Consider the following 21235-nt stretch of genomic DNA (forward strand, 5'->3'; position numbering starts at 1 on the left):
TGGGGCCCTGACTGACGACACGGATCTCCAAATCAGCCGTACGGAAGCCTGTTATGCGTTGCCTGTTGTTCGCCTGTCTGTTGCTCGGTTCCCTGCCCGCCTTCGCCGTTGATCGCTTTCAGGTCGAAGGCTATGCGCTGCCCAATGGTTTGCAGCTGTTGCTCAAGCCCGGCACCGAACGCGGGCATGTGGCGATCCGCCTGGTGGTCGGCGTCGGCCTCGACGATTTCGACTGCGATGAAAAAGAGCTGCCGCACCTGCTGGAACACCTGCTGTTCAGTGGCGTCGACGCTACTGGCGAAGGCGGACTGGAAGAGCGCATGCAGGCGCTGGGCGGCGAGTGGAACGCATTCACCAGCAACGCTGACACCACGTTCGTCATCGAAGCCCCGGCGAAGAACCAGCGCAAGGTGCTCGACCTGCTGCTCGGCCTGCTGACTCAGACCCGCATTGACGACAACGCGATCAACGCCGCCAAACGCGTGGTCGAGCGCGAGGACGGCGGCCATTACACGCGTCTGCAGCGTTTTCTCGACCGCCAGGATCTGGGCCACACCGCGAGCAATCAACTGGCGGTGGAGCTGGGCCTGAAATGCCCGCAACGTGCGGAAGTCGGTCACCTGACCCAGGCGCAACTGGAGAAGGTGCGCAAGACCTGGTACGCGCCGAACAACATGTCCCTGATCGTCGTCGGCGAGCTCGATAAACTGCTGCCGGCTTACCTGGAGCGTACCTGGGGCGCGCTCGAAGCCGTGGACCCGGCCGAGCACCGTGAGCTGCCGGACATCCGCACCAGTGCGGCCCATGAACGCACGCTCACCCGCGGCTTCATCGGCGACAGTGCCAAGCTGCACTGGCTGGTGCCGGAGCCGGTACTCGACGATCAGTACGACGAAACCTTCGACATCCTCAAGGACTACCTCGACTGGGCGCTGTACCGGCAGATCCGCCTGAACCACGGTTTGTCCTACGGGCCATGGGCCGAGCGTGAGGTGTTTGGCGGGGTCGGTTTCATGAGCCTCAATGCCGACGTGGATCGCGATGACCTCGCCGAAGCGCAACAGGTGCTGGAAGACCTCAAGGCCGACTTGCTGAAAAACGGCCTCGACCCCGACACCTTCGCCCGGATCAAACAGGCCGCCATCGCCCATCAGGCCTGGGCCGTGCAAGGCAACAGCGCGATGGCTGATTATTACTGGAGCGCGCTGGGCGACTACGAGGACGGGCGCTTTGCCAACCCCGCCCGCGAGCTGCAAGGCGTGACGCTGGAAACGGCAAACAAGGCCATGCGCGAATTGCTGTTGCAGCCGGGGTATCTGCGGATCGAGAAACCGTTGATCAGTGATGATGAGGCGCTGTGGCTGATTGCCGGCGGTCTCGGCCTGGTGTTGCTGGTGCTGATTGGCTGGCGCCTGCACCGCCGAAAATCCGCCGGACACTGAACCTGTAGGCTCACGCCTACAGGGGAATGAGTTGTGTTCAGGTGACCACCAACCTCGCCACAGACGCCTGCGGACGGTACTCTGTCGGGGTTTTTTCCTCTCCAGCCGTGAACTGCCCACATGCCAAAAATCCCCGACCTGATCCAGCGCATTCTCGAACTGATGAAGCGCTATCCCGGGGTCATTGCGCTTGGCGGTTTCATCTCCGGGGTCGGCAGTTTCATTCTGGTCGATCGCCAGCAGGGGCTGGCGAGCTGGATCACCATCATCATGCTGCTGAGCTGGATCTGGCTGATGCTGGAAAACACCCTGACCGGGCTGTTCACGCGGATCTTCAAGCGGGAAATTCCGCAACCGCTGTTGCGCTACGCAACGCAGATGATCCACCAGGAAAGCCTGTTTTTCGTCCTGCCGTTCTTCTTCATCACCACCACCTGGAACAGCGGCCAACTGATCTTCACCGGCCTGCTGTGCATCGCCGCGCTGATTTCGATTGTCGATCCGCTCTATTACAAATGGCTGGCGCCACGACGCTGGGCGTTTCTCGCGCTGCACACCCTGACCCTGTTCGCTGCCCTGCTCACCGCCCTGCCGGTGATCATGCACCTGACCACCGCGCAGAGTTTCAAATGGGCGCTGGGCACGGCGGTGGTGATGTCGTTCCCGAGTCTGGCGTCGATCTTCCCGATCCGCACCGTGCGCAATGTACTGGCCATTCTGTGCATCACTTTCGGCATCGGCGCGGTCGGCTGGACGCTGCGCTCGTGGGTGCCGCCGGCGACGCTGTGGATGACCGACGTGGCGATCAGCACTCAGTTGCAGGACCGCACCCCCGGTGCCAGCCTCGACCAGGTCAGCGCCGAGCAGATCCGCAACGGCGGCCTCTACGCCTACACCGCGATCAATGCGCCGCGCGGGCTGGATGAGCGGATCTATCACGTGTGGCAGTTCAACGGCCAGGAAGTCGACCGCATTGCCCTCGATATCCACGGCGGGCGCAAGGAAGGCTACCGGGCGTGGACGCACAAGCAGAACTTCCCAGGCAACCCGGCCGGCAAATGGCAGGTGCGGGTGTTGACCGAGGATGGCCAGGTGATTGGCGTATTGCGCTTCGAAGTCACAGACAGCACAGCGACCAAAGAAAAGTAATCCGGTTCGTGCTATTACGTTAGTTCGCTCAACAGACGAACAAGCACGGAGCTTATGACCAGCCGTTCGATCACCGGCAGTGCCCACCTGGACACGTCGATCAGCCCTGCCCGCCTGCGGGTCATCGGAGACTGGACGCTCGCCCATTACGCCGAGCTCAAGCACCTGAGCGAGTCGCTGCGCGGCCAGTACGACGCCAATACTCCCATCGACCTTAATGGCCTTGGCACCCTCGATACCGCCGGTGCCTCGTTGCTGGTGGAGTTGCTCGGTTCCGAGCGCCTGGGCAAGTCCGCCGAACATCCCGATTGCACCTTGTCCTCGGCCGACCGTGCCTTGTTGCAAACCGTTTACTGCTCGCTGACCGATTTCTGTGTACCGATCAAGGAGCCGGAAGTCAGCGTCAGCGTGCAATTGCTCACGCGCATCGGACGTGCCGTGGACACGGTCTGGCAGGACACCCTGCAACTGCTCGGCTTCGTCGGGCTGATTCTGGAAACCATCGCGCGTAACCTGTTTCGGCCCAAACGCTGGCGGATCACGCCGATGATCGCGCACATCGAACAGACCGGCCTCGACGCTGCGCCGATCGTGGCGCTGCTGACCTTTCTGGTCGGTGCGGTGGTGGCCTTTCTCGGCGCGACGGTGCTGGCCAGTTTCGGCGCGACGATCTTCACCGTGGACCTGGTGGGATTCTCGTTCCTGCGCGAGTTCGGGGTGTTGCTCACGGCGATCCTGATGGCCGGGCGCACCGCCAGTGCCTTCACCGCGCAAATCGGCTCGATGAAGGCCAACGAAGAAATCGACGCGATTCGCACCCTCGGCCTCGACCCGATGGAGCTGTTGGTGGTGCCGCGCGTGCTGGCGATGCTGGTGGCGCTGCCGATGCTGACGTTTCTGGCGATGCTCTGCGGGATCATCGGCGGTGGCGTGGTGTGTGCGGTGTCGTTGGGGATTTCGCCGGCGATGTTCCTTTCGCTGCTGCAAAGCGACATTGGCATCCAGCACTTTCTGGTCGGCTTGGTGAAGGCACCGATCTTCGCCTTCCTGATTGCGGCGATCGGTTGCCTGGAAGGTTTCAAGGTCAGTGGCAGCGCCGAGTCGGTCGGCGCGCACACCACGTCTGCGGTGGTGCAGTCGATTTTCGTGGTGATCGTGCTCGACGCGGTGGCCGCACTGTTCTTCATGGAGATGGGCTGGTGAGTCGTCTACCCCGCGCGCCCTCGGAGGCGGTGATCGAAGTCCGTGGCCTGGGCAATCGCTTCGGTAGCCAGAGCGTGCACGAGAGCCTCGATCTGGATTTGTACAAAGGCGAGATTCTCGCCGTGGTCGGCGGCTCCGGCAGCGGCAAATCGGTGTTGCTGCGCAGCATCGTCGGCCTGCGCCGGCCCAGCGAAGGCATGGTCAAAGTGTTCGGCAAGAACCTGCCGAGCCTGTCCGAACATGAGCGTTCGCTGGTCGAGCGGCGTTTTGGCGTGCTGTTTCAGAAAGGCGCGCTGTTTTCCTCGCTGACCGTCACCGAGAACGTCGCCCTGCCCCTTATCGAACACGCCGGCCTGAGCCGCAACGATGCCGAACACCTGGCGGCGGTGAAACTGGCGTTGGCCGGGCTGCCGCTGTCGGCGGCGGACAAATACCCGGCCTCGCTGTCCGGCGGCATGATCAAACGCGCCGCGCTGGCCCGGGCGCTGGCCCTGGACCCGGACATCCTGTTTCTCGACGAACCCACCGCCGGCCTCGATCCGATTGGCGCGGCGCAATTCGATCAATTGATCCTGACCCTGCGCGATGCGCTGGGCCTGAGTGTGTTTCTGGTCACTCACGACCTCGACACGCTCTACACCATCACCGACCGCGTGGCGGTGCTGGCGCAGAAGAAAGTGCTGGTCGCCGGCCCCATCGACGTCGTCTCGGAAACCGACGACGCGTGGATTCACGAATACTTCCACGGCCCGCGCGGCCGCTCGGCGCTGGACGCCGCCAAACTGCTCAACGAGGTCTGACATGGAAACCCGAGCCCATCATGTGTTGATCGGCCTGTTCACCGTGATAGTGGTGGCTGGCGCCCTGCTCTTCGGTCTGTTCCTGGCCAAGTCCAGTGTCGACACCGAGTTCAAGGATTACGAGATTGTCTTCAGCGAGGCGGTCAGCGGGCTGTCCAAGGGCAGCCCGGTGCAGTACAGCGGGATCAAGGTCGGCGATGTGATCAATCTGCGCCTTGATCCCAAAGATCCACGGCGCGTGCTGGCGCGGATTCGTCTGGGCGGCGACACGCCGGTCAAGGAGGACACCCAGGCCAAACTGGCGCTGGCCGGGATCACCGGTACGTCGATCATCCAGCTCAGCGGCGGCACACCGGAGAGCCCGAAGCTGCGTGGCCATGACGGCAACCTGCCGACCATCGTTGCGTCGCCCTCGCCTATTTCGCGGCTGCTCAATGACAGTAACGATTTGATGAGCGGCATCACCGCGCTGCTGAGCAATGCCAATCAGATGTTTTCCCCGGAGAACGTCGAGCGCGTCAGCAACACCCTGGCCCATCTGGAGCAGACCACCGGCTCGATCAACGATCAGCGCGGCGACCTGCGCCAGGCCATGCAGCAACTGGCGAGTGTCGGCAAACAGGCCAGCAACATGCTCGAGCAGACGTCGCTTCTGATGCGCAACGCCAATGGCCTGCTCAACGATCAGGGCAAACAGGCGCTCGGCAGTGCCGAGCAGGCGATGAAGTCGCTGGAACAGAGCAGCGCGACGATCAACACGTTGCTGAGCAAGAACGAAAATTCCCTCGACAACGGCATGCAGGGCCTCAATGGCCTGGCCCCGGCCATCCGCGAATTGCGCGAGACGCTGACCTCGCTGCGCGCCATTTCCCAACGCCTTGAAGCCAACCCCAGCGGTTACTTGCTGGGCCGTGACAAGAACAAGGAATTCACGCCATGAAGCTGACTCACTTCGCCCTCCTCGCCGGTTTCTCGCTGCTCGGCGCGTGCTCGATCCTGCCGCAGGCCGATCCGTCGGACGTGTATCGCCTGCCATCGGCCCAGGCGCCTGCCTCGGCCAGCTCAGCCGCCGCTCAGTCCTGGTCGCTGCGACTGAACAAGCTGCAGGCCAGCGAGGCGTTGAACCGGCCGACCATTGCAGTGATTCCGCAGGGTGATGTGATCAGCAGCTACAAAGGCTCGCGCTGGAGCGATCCGGCACCGGTGCTGGTGCGCAATCGACTGCTCGATGGCTTTGTGCGTGATGGCCGGGTGACGTTGCTGAGTACCGATGACAGCAACTTTGCGGCGGATCTGGAGCTGGGCGGCAGTTTGCAGGCGTTTCAGACCGAGTATCAGGGCCGTCAGGCCAGCGCTGTGGTACGGGTCGATGCGTTGCTGGTGCGTGGCTATGACCAGAAGATTCTCGCCAGTCGCCGCTTTGAAGAGCGTCAGCCGCTGAGCGATGTGCAGGTGCCAGCGGTGGTTGCGGGGTTTGGCCAGGCCAGTGATCGCCTGACCGCCAAAGTCGTGGCTTGGGCTGTCGACCAAGGCCAGAAACTCGCCCCCCCAAAACCTTAAGCCCGACACACAACCCCTGTGGGAGCGAGCTTGCTCGCGAATGCGGTGGGTCATTCAGCGATGATGTTGACTGACCGGACGCATTCGCGAGCAAGCTCGCTCCCACAATGGGATTAGTGGTTAACCGAAGAACCAGTAGCAGACGCCAATCGCGCCCAGTACCCCGGCCAGCTCAGCCAGCAACGCACACCCCACCGCATGCCGCGCCCGCTGAATCCCCACTGCGCCAAAATACACTGCCAGCACATAGAACGTGGTCTCGGTACTGCCCTGCACCGTCGCCGCTACCAGCGCCGGGAAGCTGTCGACCCCTGAAGTCTTCATGGTCTCGATCAGCATCGCCCGTGCGGCGCTACCGGAAAACGGTTTGACCATCGCCGTCGGCAACGCGTCGACAAACCGCGTGTCCCAGCCGGCCCACTCGACCAGATGGCGGATACCATCCAGACCGAAGTCCAGCGCCCCGGAAGCACGCAGTACGCCGACCGCGCAGAGCATCGCCACCAGATAGGGCAGCAGGTTCTTGGCGACATCGAAGCCCTCTTTTGCGCCTTCGACGAACGCTTCGTAGACCTTCACCTTGCGTAACGCGCCGATCACCAGAAACAACATGATCAGCCCGAATAGCGTCAGGTTGCCGAGGATCGACGACAACCCGGCCAGCGCCGTGGCCGACAGGGTCGCCAGCAATGCCATGAAAGCGCCAAGGATCAGCGCGCCGGGAATCAGATAGGCCAGCACCACCGGGTCCCAGATGCGCAGGCGCTGCATGAACGCCACCGAGAGAAAACCGACGATGGTCGAGCAACTGGTCGCCAGCAGGATCGGCAGGAACACCAGGGTCGGGTCCGGCGCGCCTTGCTGGGCGCGGTACATGAAGATCGTCACCGGCAGCAGGGTCAGGGACGACGCGTTGAGCACCAGGAACAGGATCTGCGCGTTGCTGGCGATGGTGGCGCTGGGGTTGAGTTCCTGCAGCGCCTTCATGGCTTTGAGGCCGATCGGCGTGGCCGCATTATCCAGCCCGAGGCCATTGGCAGCGAAGTTCAGGGTGATCAGGCCGAGGGCAGGGTGACCCGGCGGGACTTCCGGCATCAGCCGCAGGAACAGCGGCCCGAGGACCTTGGCCAGCCATTCGACGATCCCGGCCTTTTCGGCAATGCGCAGGAAGCCCAGCCACAGGGTCAACGTGCCGAACAGCAGCACCATCACCTCGACCGAGAGCTTGGCCATGGCAAAAATGCTTTCCACCATCGCCGCGAAAATTCCGGCATTGCCGCCGACCAGCCACTGCACCAGCGCAGAGATGGTTGCCACGACGAAGAAGCCAAGCCACAGGCCATTAAGCATCAGTCAAAATCCCCCGGAAGATGCGGCGAATGATAGCGGGGTCGCCAGAAACGACAAACCCCGGATTTCTCCGGGGTTTGTTGGTAAGGCTGGCTCGGTCACTGTGGGAGCCAATCTCCCCAGGGTTCAGCAATCAGTTCTTGGAAATCTCGCCAGCCGGCAGTTTTTCCTTGCTGCGCCAGTGCGGCAGGGAGTTCCAGTAGCGCTGGCCCTTGGCGTCGTCGTACATGCCTTCCCAACGAGCGATCACCAGGACCGCCAGGGCGTTGCCGATCACGTTCAGTGCGGTACGCGCCATGTCCATGATGCGGTCGACACCAGCGATGAAGGCCAGGCCTTCCAGCGGAATACCGACGCTGCCCAGCGTTGCCAGCAGCACCACGAAGGACACGCCCGGTACACCGGCGATGCCTTTGGAGGTGACCATCAGGGTCAGGACCAGCAGCAGTTGCTGGCTGATCGACAGGTCGATGCCGTACAGCTGGGCAATGAAGATTGCCGCGATGGACTGGTACAGGGTCGAACCGTCGAGGTTGAACGAGTAACCGGTCGGCACCACGAAGCTGCAGATGGCTTTCGGTGCGCCGTAGGCTTCCATCTTCTCGATCACCCGTGGCAGCACGGTTTCCGAGGAGGCGGTGGAGTAGGCCAGGACCAGCTCATCCTTGAAGATGCGCATCAGCTTGATCACCGAGAAGCCGAACAACTTGGCGATCAGGCCCAGCACCACGAAGGCGAAGAAGGCGATGGCGACGTAAACCAGGATCACCAGCTTGGCCAGCGGCAGCAGCGAGGCGAAGCCGAAGTTGGCGACGGTCACCGCGATCAGGGCGAATACGCCGATCGGGGCGTAGTTCATGATCATGTGGGTGACTTTGAACATGCTCTCGGAAACGCCCTGGAACATCTTCACCAGCGGTTCGCGCAGGTCCGACTGCAGGCTCGACAGACCGAGACCGAACAGCACGGAGAAGAAGATGATCGGCAGCATTTCGCCGCGGGCCATGGCCGCGAAGATGTTCGACGGGATCAGGTTGAGGATGGTCTCGATGAACGCGTGTTCATGCTGCACTTCGGCGGCGGTCGCCTGGTACTTGGAGATGTCCACAGTGCCCAGGGTGCTCATGTCGATGCCGGCGCCCGGGTGGAACACGTTCGCCAACACCAGGCCGACGAGAATGGCGATGGTGGTGACGATTTCGAAGTAGATGATCGTCTTCAGGCCGATGCGCCCAAGCTTCTTGGCGTCGCCCACGCCGGCGATGCCGACGATCAGGGACGAGATGACGATCGGGATCACGATCATCTTGATCAGACGGATAAAGATATCGCCTGCCGGTTGCAGGACGTTACTGATCCACCAGGCCTTTTCGGCACTGAAGTGGTTGAGCAACGCACCAATTGCAATCCCTAAAACCAGACCGATGAGGATCTGCCAGGCGAGGCTGAGTTTTGCCTTCTTCATTATCTTTACCCTTACTTGCGTTTGACTCAGGCACATGCAGGAACTGGAACGCTCTTTAGCGGAAAAGTCTGTGCATCTGCCTCCGTATAAGGTGCCCCGAAGCGCGTGTTTACGGCTCTTCGGCAGGCGAAAAAGGCGCAACTATTCCGATGCAAGGTTGCGCCGTCTAATGCCGTAAACGCCTACCCTATGCCGAATCGGCATGAGCTTTTTTAAATGAAACTGGCGTCCCAACCGGTTCGATTGCGACATTTCAGCCGGCATAAGTGCCGTGAACCGGCCATTACAGCGTAGGTTGGTTGTTTTTTGAACGAGTAAAATCGGCGGAAAATTTAGGAAAAAGCCTACATTGCAAGACTAGAAGTCCTACTGTTTAAACGGTCTCTTTCTCGATATACGGTCGCCAGGAAACACCGCGTAATGTTTTTGCGCGCAGTGTCAGCGATAAAAAGGAGGATATGGGCGCTCTGGATCAATGTTTTGCGTGTTGCAAAGCCCAGCGCAAGTCCGTCGAACCACTGAGGCTCGGCGAACCTGCGGCGCAGCTTTTACCCTGACCCGGCCCTCGCGCAGGCACTCCCTGTACCCGTAGGTCACTCCGACCCTGTTGCAGTCAGAACGTCCCGGCCCCCTGGTCATGCGCCGGCCTTCATCGGGTGGGCGCAATCAAGAGCAGCGGGGCGCTGCTCTTATGTTCGAAACTTAATACCAGTTCGGATCTTTCTTCAGGGTTTCCATCAGCAGATCCTGCATGCCCTGGTCGGGTTTACCGAGGAAGCGGTAGGTGGCATGTCGTGTCGGCGACTTGTCGGCCGGCAATCCTTCGGGCACATCGACGAGCATGGCGTAGGCATCTTTCTTGTCGAAGCTGAACGCGACGATCAAGCGGTGGTTCAGGCATTTATCCGCCGACTCGCAGAGCGGTCCGACCAGATACTGATCGCCATCTTCAGTCACGGCGTTCATCTGCTGATCCGGCGTGCCGGACAGGTTCATCACCCATTCCGGCAGGCGTTCTTCCTTCTTCACCACGCCTTGCCAGGTTTCCCTGTATTGCGGGTCGGAGCCGAGCAGCTCATTGACCCGCGTCTGGCCATCATTGGCCGCCAGCGCCATGGCACTACCGCCCAGAAGCAGGGCGGCTGCCAGTGTCTTTAACACGCTCATCGTTAACCTCGGCCGCGACGGCCAAAGAAGAAGGAAGCGATGAACATCACCAGGAATACGACAAAGAGAATCTTGGCGATACCCGTGGCGGTGCCCGCGATACCACCGAAGCCCAGGACGGCGGCGATGATGGCAATGATCAAAAATGTAATTGCCCAACTCAACATGGTGATTCTCCTTACTTCTATTTAGGGATATTGCGTGTTCCGGCGCTGCGCGCCTGAATTCATTGGTTCACTCAGAAAACCCAGCGCTCTTCCCGTGGCAGCTGATCCAGCGGCTGCGTCTGGTCAACATCCATCATGCGCATCGAAGTGCTTTCGGCCTGGCTGCTGCTGACGGCGCTGAAATGCGTTTGCGTGCTGTGTTGAATCGAGATCAACGGCTCAGGCTGCTGGCTGTTTTCCCAGCGCAGGTATTGCTGGCACGCGATCAGGGTCACCAACAGCGCGAGCACGCCAAACAGGCCTTGCTGGATATGCAGTGGCGAGATACGCACTTGGGCGGCACGTTGGCGAGTCATCCTGGGTTCCTCACACTTATTGGGTTGGGGCAGTTGGTTTCTGCCCGGGCTGAATGAGGTATTGCAGCCCGCGTGCCAGTTTTTTCATTGAGAAATATTCAATAAAATCAATAAGTTATATGCATGGTGAAAAACCTTGGCGACGCATCCTGCACGATGGGTCATCCAAGGTCGTGCGGAATGCACGATTATTTCGTAGGAGATTTCATTCTTATGGAATTGAGAGCACGACACGGATGTCAGAAAGATACGCAGGGAATGTCCTGCAAACCGGTGATTGTTTAAAAAACCAACGAAATCAACGTATTGGCCGTAACGGCAGGAGAGGGCTACCCTCCTATGGCTGGCATCGTTCAGAATCAACCATGCAACTTGCCCGATTTTTCCGGGACTAAACCAAGATCAATCACTATGGAGCGTAGGAAAAATGGAATCTGCCACTGAGCATCAAGGCCGCATTCTGCTGGTGGACGATGAATCCGCCATCCTGCGAACCTTCCGTTATTGCCTCGAAGACGAAGGTTATACGGTGGCCACGGCCAACAGCGCGGCCCAGGCCGAGGCATTGCTGCAACGTCAGGTTTTCGACCTGTGCTTCCTTGATTTGCGCCTGGGCGAAGACAACGGCCTCGACGTACTGGCGCAGATGCGCATTCAGGCGCCGTGGATGCGCGTGGTGATCGTCACCGCTCACTCGGCTGTGGATACCGCGGTCGACGCGATCCAGGCCGGCGCTGCCGACTATCTGGTCAAACCCTGCAGTCCCGATCAATTGCGCCTGGCCACGGCCAAGCAACTGGAAGTGCGCCAGCTCTCGGCGCGTCTTGAAGCCCTCGAAGGCGAAATCCGCAAACCCAAGGACGGCCTCGACTCCCACAGCCCGGCGATGAAAGTCGTACTGGAAACGGCGCGGCAGGTAGCGAGCACCGACGCCAACATTCTGATTCTCGGCGAGTCAGGCACCGGTAAAGGTGAATTGGCTCGGGCAATTCATGGCTGGAGCAAGCGCGAGAAGAAGTCCTGCGTCACGATCAACTGCCCGTCGCTGACTGCCGAATTGATGGAAAGCGAGCTGTTCGGCCACAGTCGCGGGGCCTTTACCGGTGCCAGCGAAAGCACGCTGGGCCGGGTCAATCAGGCCGATGGCGGCACGCTGTTTCTCGACGAGATCGGCGACTTTCCCCTGACTTTGCAGCCGAAACTGCTGCGTTTTATTCAGGACAAGGAATATGAGCGGGTCGGCGATCCGGTGACCCGTCGCGCCGATGTGCGGATTCTGGCCGCGACCAACCTCAACCTCGAGGACATGGTGCGCGACGGTCGCTTCCGTGAAGACCTGTTGTACCGCTTGAACGTCATCACGCTGCATCTGCCGCCGCTGCGCGAGCGCGCCGAGGACATCCTGACCCTCGCCGACCGCTTCCTCGCCCGCTTCGTCAAAGAGTATGCGCGTCCGGCGCGCGGGTTCAGTGACGAGGCCCGTGAAGCGCTGCTCGGCTACCGCTGGCCAGGCAATATTCGCGAACTGCGCAACGTCGTTGAGCGCGCCAGCATTATCTGCCCGCAGGAACGTGTGGAAATCAGCCACCTCGGCATGGCCGAACAACCGGCCAACAATGCACCTCGCGTTGGCGCAGCGCTGAGCCTCGATGAGCTGGAAAAGGCGCATATCGGTGCGGTACTGGCCACCGCCGGCACACTGGATCAGGCCGCAAAAACCCTCGGTATCGACGCCTCGACCCTGTATCGCAAGCGCAAGCAGTACAACCTGTGAGCGCCCGACGATGAAACTGGCGATGAAGTTGCGCACGCGGTTGTTCCTGAGCATTTCCGCATTGATCACCGTGGCGCTGCTCGGGTTGTTGCTCGGGCTGGTCAGCGTGATGCAGATGGCCGGTACTCAGGAAACGCTGGTGCGCAACAATTTCGTCACCCTGGATCTGGGCCTCAAGCTGCGCAAGACGCTGGGCGATCAACTGATCATCATGCTCGCCGAAAAGCCTGACCCCGCGGCGTTTGAAGCTTCCAAACAGTATTACTTCCAGTTGCTGGATGAGGGGATCGCCCGGGAGCGGGAGCGGGAGGGTGATGGCCGGCAATACGGTTTCACTCAGGCCAAGGCCGACTACCTGAATTTTCTGCAGTCACTCGACCCCTCGAATGCGATGAGCGGCAACGCCGACTTCCGAGAGCGTTTCAACATTCTGCGCAACGGGCTGATTGCCGAGCACAAGCAGGCCCTCGACAACATCAACGCCGTCCAGCAAGAGGCACGCAATCGGGCGTTGCTGATTGCCGGTCTGCTTGGGCTGGTCGGGCTGGCGGTGTTGATCATCGGCTTCGTCACTGCGCATGGCATCGCCCGGCGTTTAGGGGGGCCCATCGAGGTGCTGGCCAAAGCGGCCGATAACATTGGCCAGGGCAATTACGAGGTGACCCTGCCAATCTCATCGGCGATGGAGGTCAACCTGTTGTCCCGTCGTTTCGGGCTGATGGCCGAAGCGCTGCGTGAGCATCAGGCGACCAACGTCGATGAACTGCTGGCCGGTCAGCAACGTCTGCAGGCGGTGCTCGACAGCATCGACGACGGCTTGTTGATGATCGACCGCGAGGGGCATCTGGAACACCTCAACCCGGTGGCTCAGCGGCAGTTGGGCTGGGACGATGATCGACTCGGCCAGGGCCTGGGCTCGGCGCTTGAACGGCCGGAGCTGGATGCACAGCTGCAATTGGTCCTGCGCGGCGGCACCCTTGAGCGTGCGCCGGAGGACTTGAGTATCGAAGTCGATGGCGAATCCCGTTTGCTGACCTACAGCCTGACGCCGGTCAGCCACACCCAGGGGCATATTCTCGGTGCGGTGATGGTCTTGCACGACGTTACCGAGCAACGCGCCTTCGAACGGGTGCGCAGCGAGTTCGTCTTGCGCGCCTCCCATGAGTTGCGCACGCCGGTCACCGGCATGCACATGGCCTTCGGCCTGTTCCGCGAGCGGGCGAAGTTCCCGGCGGAATCGCGTGAGGCCGATCTGCTCGATACCGTGAACGAAGAGATGCAGCGCCTGATGCAGTTGATCAACGACTTGCTCAACTTCTCGCGCTACCAGAACGGTTTGCAGAAGCTGACTTTGGCGCCGTGCTCCATCGAAGACTTGCTGGAACAGGCGCAGCTGCGTTTCGCCGAGTCGGCGGCGCAGAAGGGCATTGCCTTGAATGTGGAAGTGCAAAGCCCGCTGCCGCGCTTGCAGGCGGATCAGGCGCAGCTCGACCGCGTGCTCGATAACCTGATCGACAACGCCTTGCGTCATACCGCCCGCGACGGTCAGATCCGCTTGCAGGCACGTCGACATGGCGAGCGGGTGATCATCAGCGTCGAGGACAACGGCGAAGGCATTGCCTACGGTCAGCAAGGGCGAATCTTCGAACCGTTTGTGCAGGTTGGACGCAAAAAGGGCGGAGCCGGGCTCGGCCTGGCGCTGTGCAAGGAAATTGTCCAGTTGCACGGCGGGCGCATGGGCGTCTACTCAAGACCGGGGCAGGGTACGCAGTTTTACATGGCGCTGGCGGTTTAGGCCTCGTCGTCCAGGCGTCGACCTGCGAGACGGCGTCCGCGGGTGATCAGTTCGATGAACTGCACTGCGCTCAAGGCATGGGCGAACAGCCAGCCCTGACCGAACTTTACGCCCTCACTGCTGAGCAATTGCGCTTGCGATTCAAGCTCGATGCCTTCGGCAATCACCTTCAGATCCAGCGCTTGCGCCATGTGAATGATGTGCGGTGCGACGCCACTGCTGGCGGCATCGTGACCGAGCGCATCAATGAACGCCTTGTCGATTTTCAGGCAGTCGACCGGCAGGGTTTGCAGGTAGGCGAGGCTGCAATAGCCGGTACCGAAATCGTCGATCAGCACCTGATGACCAACAGCGCGCAGCGCTTGCAGGTTTTCCCGCGCCACCACCACATCAATCAGGCCGCGTTCGGTCACTTCAAAAGCTATTTGCCGCGCTGCCACCCGGTGCAGGGTCAGCAGCCGCGCCATGACCTGGCCGATACGCGGCACCATCACGTCGCAGGCAGCGAGGTTGACCGAGATATACAGTTGCGGATTGGCCCGCAATATCGGGCCCAATTGTTCCAGCAGGCGCTGCAGGACAAAGTCGGTCATCTGGCGGATCTGCCCGGTGTTTTCCGCCAGAGGAATGAACAGGTCCGGGCTGGTCAGCGTGCCGTCCGGACGGCGCCAGCGCAACAGTGCTTCGGCGCCGACGCAGTTGCGGCTGTCGAGGTCGAAGATCGGTTGGTACAGCACCTGCAACTCGCCACGACGGATGGCGCCTTGCAGTTCGGCGTCGAGTGACTGGCGCTGGCGCACCAGTAAAAACACGAAGAACCCCACGAACGCGCCCAGCAGCAGGCAGGCCGGCACCATCCACCACCAGATGGCAGGAATGTGCATGGCGGTTCTCGGCGTGATCAACACCAGTTGATACTCCGGGTTGTTGGTGGGCATGCGATAGATCAACCGGGACTGGGTAACCTGCAAGGCCTCGCGACTCTTCGGTGGCCACGATTCGCTCGGTGGCCAGGCCTGCGCCGCGCCGAGCACCGGGATCGCCCGGTTGCCATGGTCGAGCACCACCAGCAGGCTGCTGCCGGGCGACAGATCGACCATGTCGGTCAGGTGTCCGCGTGACGTGGCCACGCGAAAATTACCGCGCCCGAGCATCAGGGCGGCGCGGTTTTCATCGGGTTCGGTGGTGGTGTTCAGCCAATAGCTGTAAGTCGGGCCCTTGATGTCCGGCGCCCGCACCACCGACAGGCCTTCCTGGCGCGGACGGTTGGAGCAGATGCGTGAGGCATCCATGTAGGCGGCTTCGTAGACGAAGCGATAATTGAAGGTCACCTGTTGCAGCGTGGCGATCATTTCGTCATCGCAGCTGCGTAATGGCTGGGCTTGGAGGTCGTCAAGGCTTTCGCGCAACTGGCCGAACAATTGTTCGAGGCGGGCAAGGAAGCGTTCGCCCTGGGCATTCATTTCCTGGCTTTCGCTTTGCTTGATCTGATGCATGGCGACGAACATTCCGCCGGCGATCAACAGGCTGGCACTGAGGACAGCCGCGATCGTCGCCAAAAACCAGGGGCGATAAAACCAGCTACGCAGCGTCTCTCGGGTAGCAGCCATCATGGAATATCCGAAGAATTACCAATGAGTTATAGCTGCTGATTGCGTTTTCGCCCTGACCGTCGGGCGGGCGTCATTATTTTGTCTGGTTCAGCACCAGCAACAGCGCAGCCGTTTGTGCATCGGGCGTTCCGTCGAAGCGAGAAGGGCGGTAGTGCATCTGGAATGCCGCGAGGACATGGCGGGTGGCGACATCCAGTTCACCGGTCTGCGGCGTGTCGTAACCCAGATGCGCCAACTGCGCCTGGAACCAGCTAATGCCCGGCAGTTCACGGCTGTCGAACAGCGCTTGCTGGCGCGCCACCGCTTGCTCATTCGGCCATTTACCCAAGCCTTCGGCGGCGAGGCGCTTCCACGGGAACAGCGGCCCGGGATCGAGCTTGCGCAGGGGGGCGATGTCGCTGTGGCCGATGATGTGTTGCGCACTGATGCCGTGGCGCTTGCTGATGTCCTTGAGCAGGACGATCAACGACTGAATCTGCGCTTCGCTGTACGGATACCACTGGCGTCCGGTCGGAGTGTCCTTGAAACCCGGGTTGACGATTTCGATGCCGATCGAGCTGGAGTTGAGCCAGGTGCGCCCCTGCCACTGGCTTTCCCCGGCGTGCCAGGCGCGCAGGTTTTCATCCATCAGCTTGTAGATGGTGCCGCCCTTGTCGTCGCCGATCAGGTAATGGCTGCTGACTTCACCGTGGGTCAGCAGTTGCAGCGAACGCTCCAGCGAAGTCGAGGTGTAATGGATGATCACGAACTGGATGCGGCTGTCGTGATTGGCCGAAGAATGGCGGGTGTCGTAGCGCGGGCCACTGGCACAGCCGGCCAAAAACAGTAACGACGCAATGAGGGCAAAGAATTTCATGGCAGAGGGCAGTACACACAAGACAATAATGCAACAGTGTAACGTACTGCCCTGTCTCTCGACTGTCAGCGGGCGGATTTAAACAATATGGAACAATTTGCCTAGCCCAGCTCGACTCGGTTGCGCCCGGCGTTTTTCGCCCGATATAGCGCCTGATCGGCTCTTTTCAGAACCAGATCGCTGTGTTCGCCCGAGCGAAACGTGGTCATCCCCATGGAGATCGTGATGGTTACCCGCTCGCCCTTGAAGTGGAACGGGCAGGCTTCAATTGCCGCGCGCAGATTTTCCAGCAGCTTGGCGCCGACCGCTGGCGGCGTGGCCGGCAGCAGCAGGACGAACTCTTCGCCGCCGAAGCGGGCAATAAAGTCGGGGCCACGCAGGCGCTTGCGCAGCACCGTGGCGATGATCTTCAACACTTTGTCGCCCGCGAGGTGGCCGTAGTTGTCGTTGATCCGCTTGAAGTGATCGAGGTCGAGCATCGCCAGGCTCAAGGTGTTGCCATGTTGCTGCCACTGCTTGATCTCATGCTCGAGGCGTTCGCTCCAGGCTGCGCGGTTAGGCAGGCCGGTGAGCGGGTCGATCAGGGCTTTCTGGCGCTGTTCCTCAAGGTGTTCACGGAAACCCTGGGCCTCCTGCTCCATGTGCGCCACGCGTTCGGAAAGGCCTTTGAGGCGCGCCGCGACTTCCTGCTCGCGAGCATCGCGCTGCTTCTGGTGCTGATCCATCGTGCCAAGCAGGCCTTCGAGATGGTTCTCCAGCACTTGCTTGAGGTCATCCAGATCCGCCGCTTCCTGCACACTGGTCTGCAAGCCGTCGACCTGTTCGCGGATCTGCGTGTCCATGGCCCGCGCTGCGGAGCTGTTGTCGGCATGCCCTTCGCTGGCCGCCTGCAAGTTGCTCTGGAACGCTTCGAGGCGTTCATTGAGTTGCTGCAGATAGGCTTCGAATTCGTGCTGGCCACTGTCGGTGATTGCCAGCATCAAGGTGGCCAGATCGTCGAGGATCGGGATCAGTTCGTACCAGTTCAACCCGTGTTTGAGCCGCTCGCGCATGGCTTCGGCTTGCGGCCGGTGGCGTTCGGGCAAGGTCAGGTCGTCGAGCAGACCGATCAGGGTTTCTTCGATGTGCCTGGCCACGGAGCTGTAGGACGGCTCCGGAGAATCCGGCAGGGCGAAGAGAATGTCGTGTTCGGATTGTTCCGGGTCAATGGCGGCCAGGGCTTGAGCGATGGGCTCGGGCAGGGGCAGGCTGTCGAGGCTCAGCGGTGCCGGATCGCCAGGATGGATCAGTTCGTCGGGGTTGCAGGTGATCGGGGTGATCGACGTCGCGGCCGGGACTGGCGCGACCAGCACTTCGGGTCCGGACGCTGCGGGCTCGACCTTGACCGCAGCAGGCGCTTCTTCAACGGCGACAGTGGGCGGCACAAAGGCAACCACTTCGGGCTCCTGCCGGGGTTGCGGTGCGGGCGTGTCCGCCTCTGACGCAGACATTGGCGCGGCGAGCGCGGGGGCACTGATTGCCGGCTCACTGACTGCAACGGGTTCGGCTTGCACCGGTTCCGGTGGGAGTTCTGGGGTGATGGGTACTTGCACCGCAGGCGCCGTCTGAACCGGCGCAGTGGCTTCTGCGCTTGGTGCTGGCGGCTCTTCGCTGTCGCGGCTGCCGAACAGACGCTGAAACAATCCCGGGCGCCCGGGCTCGGCCGGGTTCTCGAGCTGACTCAGCGCCTTGCCCTGCAAACCGCTCAGCTCGCTCAGCAGCAGCGGCATCTCTCGCGCCTGGCCGACACGACTGTCCAGTTGTTTGGCGAATTTCTTCAGTGGCTGCGCGACTTCCCGTGGCAACGGCAAAGACTGCAATTGGGTCACCAGAGCGGTGAGGGCGGTGCTGACCTGATCGATGCGGGTTTCCCGGCGCTGCTCGGAATCGAGCACGGCCTTTTCCAGGCGCGGCAACAGGGCGGCAAGGCCGGCATCCATGTCGTCGGTGCGGACCACTTCGCGCATCTCTTTCATGCACTGATCAACGACTTTGTCGGTGCCTTCGGCTGCCAGCGTGCTGCGCACCAGACCGCGACGCAGCAAGTCGAGCCGGGCGGCCCAGCGTCTTTCGAGTTTGTCCTGTTGTTCGATGCTTTTGAGGTACTTCTCTTTCCAGCGCTGGGCTTCGTCGCTCATTCAGGGGTTCCGCGAGGGGCAGGACTCAACGCGGGCAATGCATCGGCCGTGAGCGAACCCGGCAGACGAATCTCTACCGCGACCGGCAGGTGATCGGAAATGGGTTGGGCCAGCACTTCGACCTTTTCCAGGGTCAGGGTCGGGCTGAGCAAAATATGATCAAGGCAACGCTGCGGGCGCCAGCTGGGGAAGGTGGCTTCCAGCTGCGGGGCCAGCAGGCCGAGATCGCGTAGCGGTGAATGTTGTAGCAGATCGCTGGCATGGGTGTTCATGTCACCCATCAATACTTGATGTTTGTAGCCACCGATCAGATCACGAATATAGGCCAGTTGCAGGCTGCGCACCCGCGCGCCGAGGGCCAGGTGCATCATCACCACCACCAGCGCTTCCGGGCCTTCGCCGAAACGCAGCAGGATCGCGCCGCGACCTTTCGGTCCGGGCAGCGGATGGTCTTCGATCGCCCACGGCTTCAGTCGACTGAGCACGCCATTGCTGTGCTGGGCCAGTCGGCCGAGGTTGCGATTGAGTTGTTGATACCAGTAGGGGAAGGCGCCGAGGTGCGCCAGGTGTTCGACCTGATTGACGTAGCCAGACCGCAGGCTGCCGCCGTCGGCTTCCTGCAGGGCGACCAGGTCGAAATCGCCCAGCAGGTCACCGATCTTCTGCAGATTGCCCGAGCGCCCGGTGTGCGGCAGCAGGTGCTGCCAGCTGCGGGTCAGGTAATGCCGATAACGCTCGGTGCTGATGCCGACCTGGATGTTGAAACTGAGCAAGCGCAGGCGCTGGTCTGCGGGCAGGCCCGTGGATGCCAGGTGATGCTCGTTGACCTGCGGGTCATGCAGGCCAACGATGCGTTCGGTCTTCCAGCGGCGCATGGCGATGGCCGCGCTTAGTTGGCAGCAGCCTTGGTTGCCGCTCGCTCTTTGGCGACCAGTTGATCAGCCAGTTTCAGCGCTTGTTCGGCGCCGCCGGCAGAGCCGATGTCGAAACGGTATTTGCCGTTGACGATCATGGTTGGCACGCCAGTGATTTCATATTTCTTGGCCAGTTCACGGGCTTTCACGATCTGACCCTTGATGGCGAACGAGTCGAAGGTGGCGAGGAACTTGTCCTTGTCCACGCCTTGAGTGGCGAGGAAGTCAGCCATGTCGTTCTTGTCGGTCAGTTTCTTGTGTTCTTTCTGGATGGCATTGAAAACCGCCGCGTGAACCTTGTGCTCGACACCCATGGCCTCGAGGGTCAGGAACATCTGGCCGTGCGCGTCCCAAGGGCCGCCGAACATGGCTGGAATACGTACGAAGTTGACGTCGGACGGCAGTTTTTCAACCCACGGGTTGATCACCGGTTCAAACGCGTAGCAGTGTGGGCAGCCGTACCAGAACAGCTCGACCACTTCGATCTTGCCAGGCTCTGCAACCGGCACCGGGTTGGCCAGTTCCACGTAAGGGGCGGCAGGGGCTTCGGCGGCCTGGGCGGTCACGCCAAACAGGCTGGCAGCGACGAGAGCGGCGCTGATGATCAGATTACGCATGCTTTACTCCTGGACAATTTTGGTCGCCTCGCGCGACCTGTTTTCAGACAGATCCTGGCGGGCATGAGTTCTGTAGTGTAACGGCAGCGGCCACAAAAAAGGGCGGCCAAAGCCACCCTTTTTATACTTGCTGCGCCGGATTAATCGAGCGTTAACGTTGCAGGAGATCTCCGCCCCGGCCAACGCTCGATTTGAGGCCCTTAGTGCAGGCCCTGAATGTAGCTGGCGACTGCGGCGATGTCTTCATCGCTCAGTTTGCGGGCGATGGTGCGCATGGTCATGGCGTCGCCGTCGTTGGCCCGACCGCCTTCTTCCTTGCGGAAGTCGGTCAGTTGCTTGGCGATGTATTGAGCGTGCTGGCCACCCAGGTGCGGGAAGCCGGCGGCCGCGTTGCCGGTGCCGTTCGGCGAGTGGCAGCCGGTGCAGGCTGGCAGGCCTTTTTCCAGGTTGCCGCCACGGAACAGGGCTTCACCGCGCGCGACGATCTTCGGATCGGCGGCGCCGACGCTGCCTTTCTGGCTGGCGAAGTAGGCCGCGATGTCGGCCAGGTCCTGGTCGTTCAGGTTGGTCAGCAGGCCGGTCATTTCCAGAACCTGACGCTTGCCCGACTTGATGTCGTGCAGTTGTTTGGTCAGGTAGCGTTCACCCTGGCCGGCCAGTTTCGGAAAGTTTGGCGCCATGCTGTTCCCGTCCGGGCCATGGCAGGCTCCACATACGGCGGCTTTCGCCTGTCCTGCTGCGGCATCGCCCGCAGCATGGGCCATACCGGAGATTCCCACGGTCAACAGCAGACTCACGATCAATTTGTTCATCAGCTAATCCAACTACGG

General features: G+C 61.2%; 19 protein-coding genes. 8 read left to right on the top strand and 11 right to left on the bottom strand.

Annotated features, from left to right (window positions below; translation table 11 throughout):
* Positions 1-53 precede the first annotated feature (53 nt).
* The 6 genes from DBR24_RS13630 to DBR24_RS13655 all read left to right on the top strand — a co-directional run bounded on the left by DBR24_RS13630 (position 54) and on the right by DBR24_RS13655 (position 6154).
* Positions 54-1442 (top strand): pitrilysin family protein, encoded by a 1389-nt coding sequence (locus DBR24_RS13630; protein ID WP_123470155.1) that lies wholly within the window; start codon positions 54-56, stop codon positions 1440-1442.
* A 120-nt stretch (positions 1443-1562) separates the two neighbouring features.
* Positions 1563-2591 (top strand): DUF5924 family protein, encoded by a 1029-nt coding sequence (locus DBR24_RS13635; RefSeq protein ID WP_128615021.1) that lies wholly within the window; start codon positions 1563-1565, stop codon positions 2589-2591.
* 54 nt (positions 2592-2645) lie between these two features.
* Entirely contained in the window at positions 2646-3794 is a 1149-nt protein-coding gene (locus DBR24_RS13640; protein WP_128615022.1) for an ABC transporter permease, read from the top strand.
* A complete protein-coding gene (locus DBR24_RS13645) occupies positions 3791-4594 on the top strand; it encodes an ABC transporter ATP-binding protein (protein WP_128615023.1) in 804 nt (267 codons plus the stop codon). Before DBR24_RS13640 ends, DBR24_RS13645 begins: the two co-directional genes overlap by 4 nt.
* A gap of 1 nt (position 4595) precedes the next feature.
* Positions 4596-5534, top strand: coding sequence for an MlaD family protein (locus tag DBR24_RS13650; protein ID WP_128615024.1), 939 nt, complete (start codon positions 4596-4598; stop codon positions 5532-5534).
* Positions 5531-6154, top strand: coding sequence for an ABC-type transport auxiliary lipoprotein family protein (locus DBR24_RS13655; RefSeq protein WP_128615025.1), 624 nt, complete (start codon positions 5531-5533; stop codon positions 6152-6154). Before DBR24_RS13650 ends, DBR24_RS13655 begins: the two co-directional genes overlap by 4 nt.
* A gap of 120 nt (positions 6155-6274) precedes the next feature.
* Here DBR24_RS13655 and DBR24_RS13660 read toward each other — a convergent pair whose 3' ends face one another.
* The 5 genes from DBR24_RS13660 to DBR24_RS13680 all read right to left on the bottom strand — a co-directional run bounded on the left by DBR24_RS13660 (position 6275) and on the right by DBR24_RS13680 (position 10659).
* A complete protein-coding gene (locus tag DBR24_RS13660) occupies positions 6275-7504 on the bottom strand; it encodes a nucleoside recognition domain-containing protein (RefSeq protein ID WP_123470167.1) in 1230 nt (409 codons plus the stop codon).
* 133 nt (positions 7505-7637) lie between these two features.
* Positions 7638-8969 carry a glutamate/aspartate:proton symporter GltP gene (gene gltP / locus DBR24_RS13665; RefSeq protein ID WP_128615026.1) on the bottom strand — a complete coding sequence of 444 codons (1332 nt, stop codon included), beginning with the start codon at positions 8967-8969 and terminating at the stop codon, positions 7638-7640.
* Positions 8970-9671: 702 nt separating this feature from the next.
* Positions 9672-10136: an inhibitor of vertebrate lysozyme family protein gene (locus DBR24_RS13670; protein WP_128615027.1), complete on the bottom strand. Its 465-nt coding sequence runs from the start codon at positions 10134-10136 to the stop codon at positions 9672-9674.
* A 2-nt stretch (positions 10137-10138) separates the two neighbouring features.
* Complete coding sequence (locus DBR24_RS13675) at positions 10139-10303, bottom strand: DUF1328 domain-containing protein (RefSeq protein WP_003177151.1); 165 nt, start codon at positions 10301-10303, stop codon at positions 10139-10141.
* A 71-nt stretch (positions 10304-10374) separates the two neighbouring features.
* Entirely contained in the window at positions 10375-10659 is a 285-nt protein-coding gene (locus DBR24_RS13680; protein ID WP_123470173.1) for a hypothetical protein, read from the bottom strand.
* A 427-nt stretch (positions 10660-11086) separates the two neighbouring features.
* On the opposite strand from DBR24_RS13680, the gene algB reads away from it, so the two are divergent.
* Together algB and DBR24_RS13690 are read left to right on the top strand one after the other, a co-directional pair.
* Positions 11087-12433: a sigma-54-dependent response regulator transcription factor AlgB gene (gene algB / locus DBR24_RS13685; protein WP_016986437.1), complete on the top strand. Its 1347-nt coding sequence runs from the start codon at positions 11087-11089 to the stop codon at positions 12431-12433.
* Between the two features lie 10 nt (positions 12434-12443).
* Positions 12444-14228: an ATP-binding protein gene (locus tag DBR24_RS13690; protein WP_128615028.1), complete on the top strand. Its 1785-nt coding sequence runs from the start codon at positions 12444-12446 to the stop codon at positions 14226-14228.
* On the opposite strand, the gene DBR24_RS13695 is transcribed toward DBR24_RS13690, so the two are convergent.
* The 6 genes from DBR24_RS13695 to DBR24_RS13725 all read right to left on the bottom strand — a co-directional run bounded on the left by DBR24_RS13695 (position 14225) and on the right by DBR24_RS13725 (position 21217).
* On the bottom strand, positions 14225-15838 hold the full coding sequence (locus DBR24_RS13695; protein ID WP_177490545.1) for an EAL domain-containing protein: 1614 nt from the start codon (positions 15836-15838) through the stop codon (positions 14225-14227). The genes DBR24_RS13690 and DBR24_RS13695 overlap by 4 nt on opposite strands.
* Before the next feature lie 76 nt (positions 15839-15914).
* The gene (locus DBR24_RS13700) at positions 15915-16697 is read right to left on the bottom strand and encodes an N-acetylmuramoyl-L-alanine amidase (RefSeq protein WP_128615029.1); all 783 of its coding nucleotides are present in this window, start codon (positions 16695-16697) and stop codon (positions 15915-15917) included.
* 101 nt (positions 16698-16798) lie between these two features.
* Positions 16799-18874, bottom strand: a complete 2076-nt coding sequence (locus tag DBR24_RS13705) for a GGDEF domain-containing protein (RefSeq protein ID WP_128615030.1) — start codon at positions 18872-18874, stop codon at positions 16799-16801.
* Positions 18871-19749 carry an endonuclease/exonuclease/phosphatase family protein gene (locus DBR24_RS13710; protein ID WP_128615031.1) on the bottom strand — a complete coding sequence of 293 codons (879 nt, stop codon included), beginning with the start codon at positions 19747-19749 and terminating at the stop codon, positions 18871-18873. The genes DBR24_RS13705 and DBR24_RS13710 overlap by 4 nt, the downstream gene beginning before the upstream one ends.
* A gap of 14 nt (positions 19750-19763) precedes the next feature.
* Positions 19764-20405: a thiol:disulfide interchange protein DsbA/DsbL gene (locus tag DBR24_RS13715; RefSeq protein ID WP_123470185.1), complete on the bottom strand. Its 642-nt coding sequence runs from the start codon at positions 20403-20405 to the stop codon at positions 19764-19766.
* 200 nt (positions 20406-20605) lie between these two features.
* Entirely contained in the window at positions 20606-21217 is a 612-nt protein-coding gene (locus tag DBR24_RS13725; RefSeq protein ID WP_123470189.1) for a cytochrome c, read from the bottom strand.
* Between the last annotated feature and the right edge of the window lie 18 nt (positions 21218-21235).

The organism is Pseudomonas sp. HMWF006 (assembly GCF_003061205.1).
In the GTDB taxonomy this organism is placed as follows: Bacteria; Pseudomonadota; Gammaproteobacteria; order Pseudomonadales; family Pseudomonadaceae; genus Aquipseudomonas; species Aquipseudomonas monsensis.

Coding starts and splice junctions, on each gene's coding strand:
- DBR24_RS13630 (WP_123470155.1), top strand. CDS start 54: ATGCGTTGCCTGTTGTTCGCCTGTCTGTTGCTCGGTTCCCTGCCCGCC.
- DBR24_RS13635 (WP_128615021.1), top strand. CDS start 1,563: ATGCCAAAAATCCCCGACCTGATCCAGCGCATTCTCGAACTGATGAAG.
- DBR24_RS13640 (WP_128615022.1), top strand. CDS start 2,646: ATGACCAGCCGTTCGATCACCGGCAGTGCCCACCTGGACACGTCGATC.
- DBR24_RS13650 (WP_128615024.1), top strand. CDS start 4,596: ATGGAAACCCGAGCCCATCATGTGTTGATCGGCCTGTTCACCGTGATA.
- DBR24_RS13655 (WP_128615025.1), top strand. CDS start 5,531: ATGAAGCTGACTCACTTCGCCCTCCTCGCCGGTTTCTCGCTGCTCGGC.
- DBR24_RS13660 (WP_123470167.1), bottom strand. CDS start 7,504: ATGCTTAATGGCCTGTGGCTTGGCTTCTTCGTCGTGGCAACCATCTCT.
- gltP (WP_128615026.1), bottom strand. CDS start 8,969: ATGAAGAAGGCAAAACTCAGCCTCGCCTGGCAGATCCTCATCGGTCTG.
- DBR24_RS13670 (WP_128615027.1), bottom strand. CDS start 10,136: ATGAGCGTGTTAAAGACACTGGCAGCCGCCCTGCTTCTGGGCGGTAGT.
- DBR24_RS13675 (WP_003177151.1), bottom strand. CDS start 10,303: ATGTTGAGTTGGGCAATTACATTTTTGATCATTGCCATCATCGCCGCC.
- DBR24_RS13680 (WP_123470173.1), bottom strand. CDS start 10,659: ATGACTCGCCAACGTGCCGCCCAAGTGCGTATCTCGCCACTGCATATC.
- algB (WP_016986437.1), top strand. CDS start 11,087: ATGGAATCTGCCACTGAGCATCAAGGCCGCATTCTGCTGGTGGACGAT.
- DBR24_RS13690 (WP_128615028.1), top strand. CDS start 12,444: ATGAAACTGGCGATGAAGTTGCGCACGCGGTTGTTCCTGAGCATTTCC.
- DBR24_RS13695 (WP_177490545.1), bottom strand. CDS start 15,838: ATGGCTGCTACCCGAGAGACGCTGCGTAGCTGGTTTTATCGCCCCTGG.
- DBR24_RS13700 (WP_128615029.1), bottom strand. CDS start 16,697: ATGAAATTCTTTGCCCTCATTGCGTCGTTACTGTTTTTGGCCGGCTGT.
- DBR24_RS13705 (WP_128615030.1), bottom strand. CDS start 18,874: ATGAGCGACGAAGCCCAGCGCTGGAAAGAGAAGTACCTCAAAAGCATC.
- DBR24_RS13710 (WP_128615031.1), bottom strand. CDS start 19,749: ATGCGCCGCTGGAAGACCGAACGCATCGTTGGCCTGCATGACCCGCAG.
- DBR24_RS13715 (WP_123470185.1), bottom strand. CDS start 20,405: ATGCGTAATCTGATCATCAGCGCCGCTCTCGTCGCTGCCAGCCTGTTT.
- DBR24_RS13725 (WP_123470189.1), bottom strand. CDS start 21,217: ATGAACAAATTGATCGTGAGTCTGCTGTTGACCGTGGGAATCTCCGGT.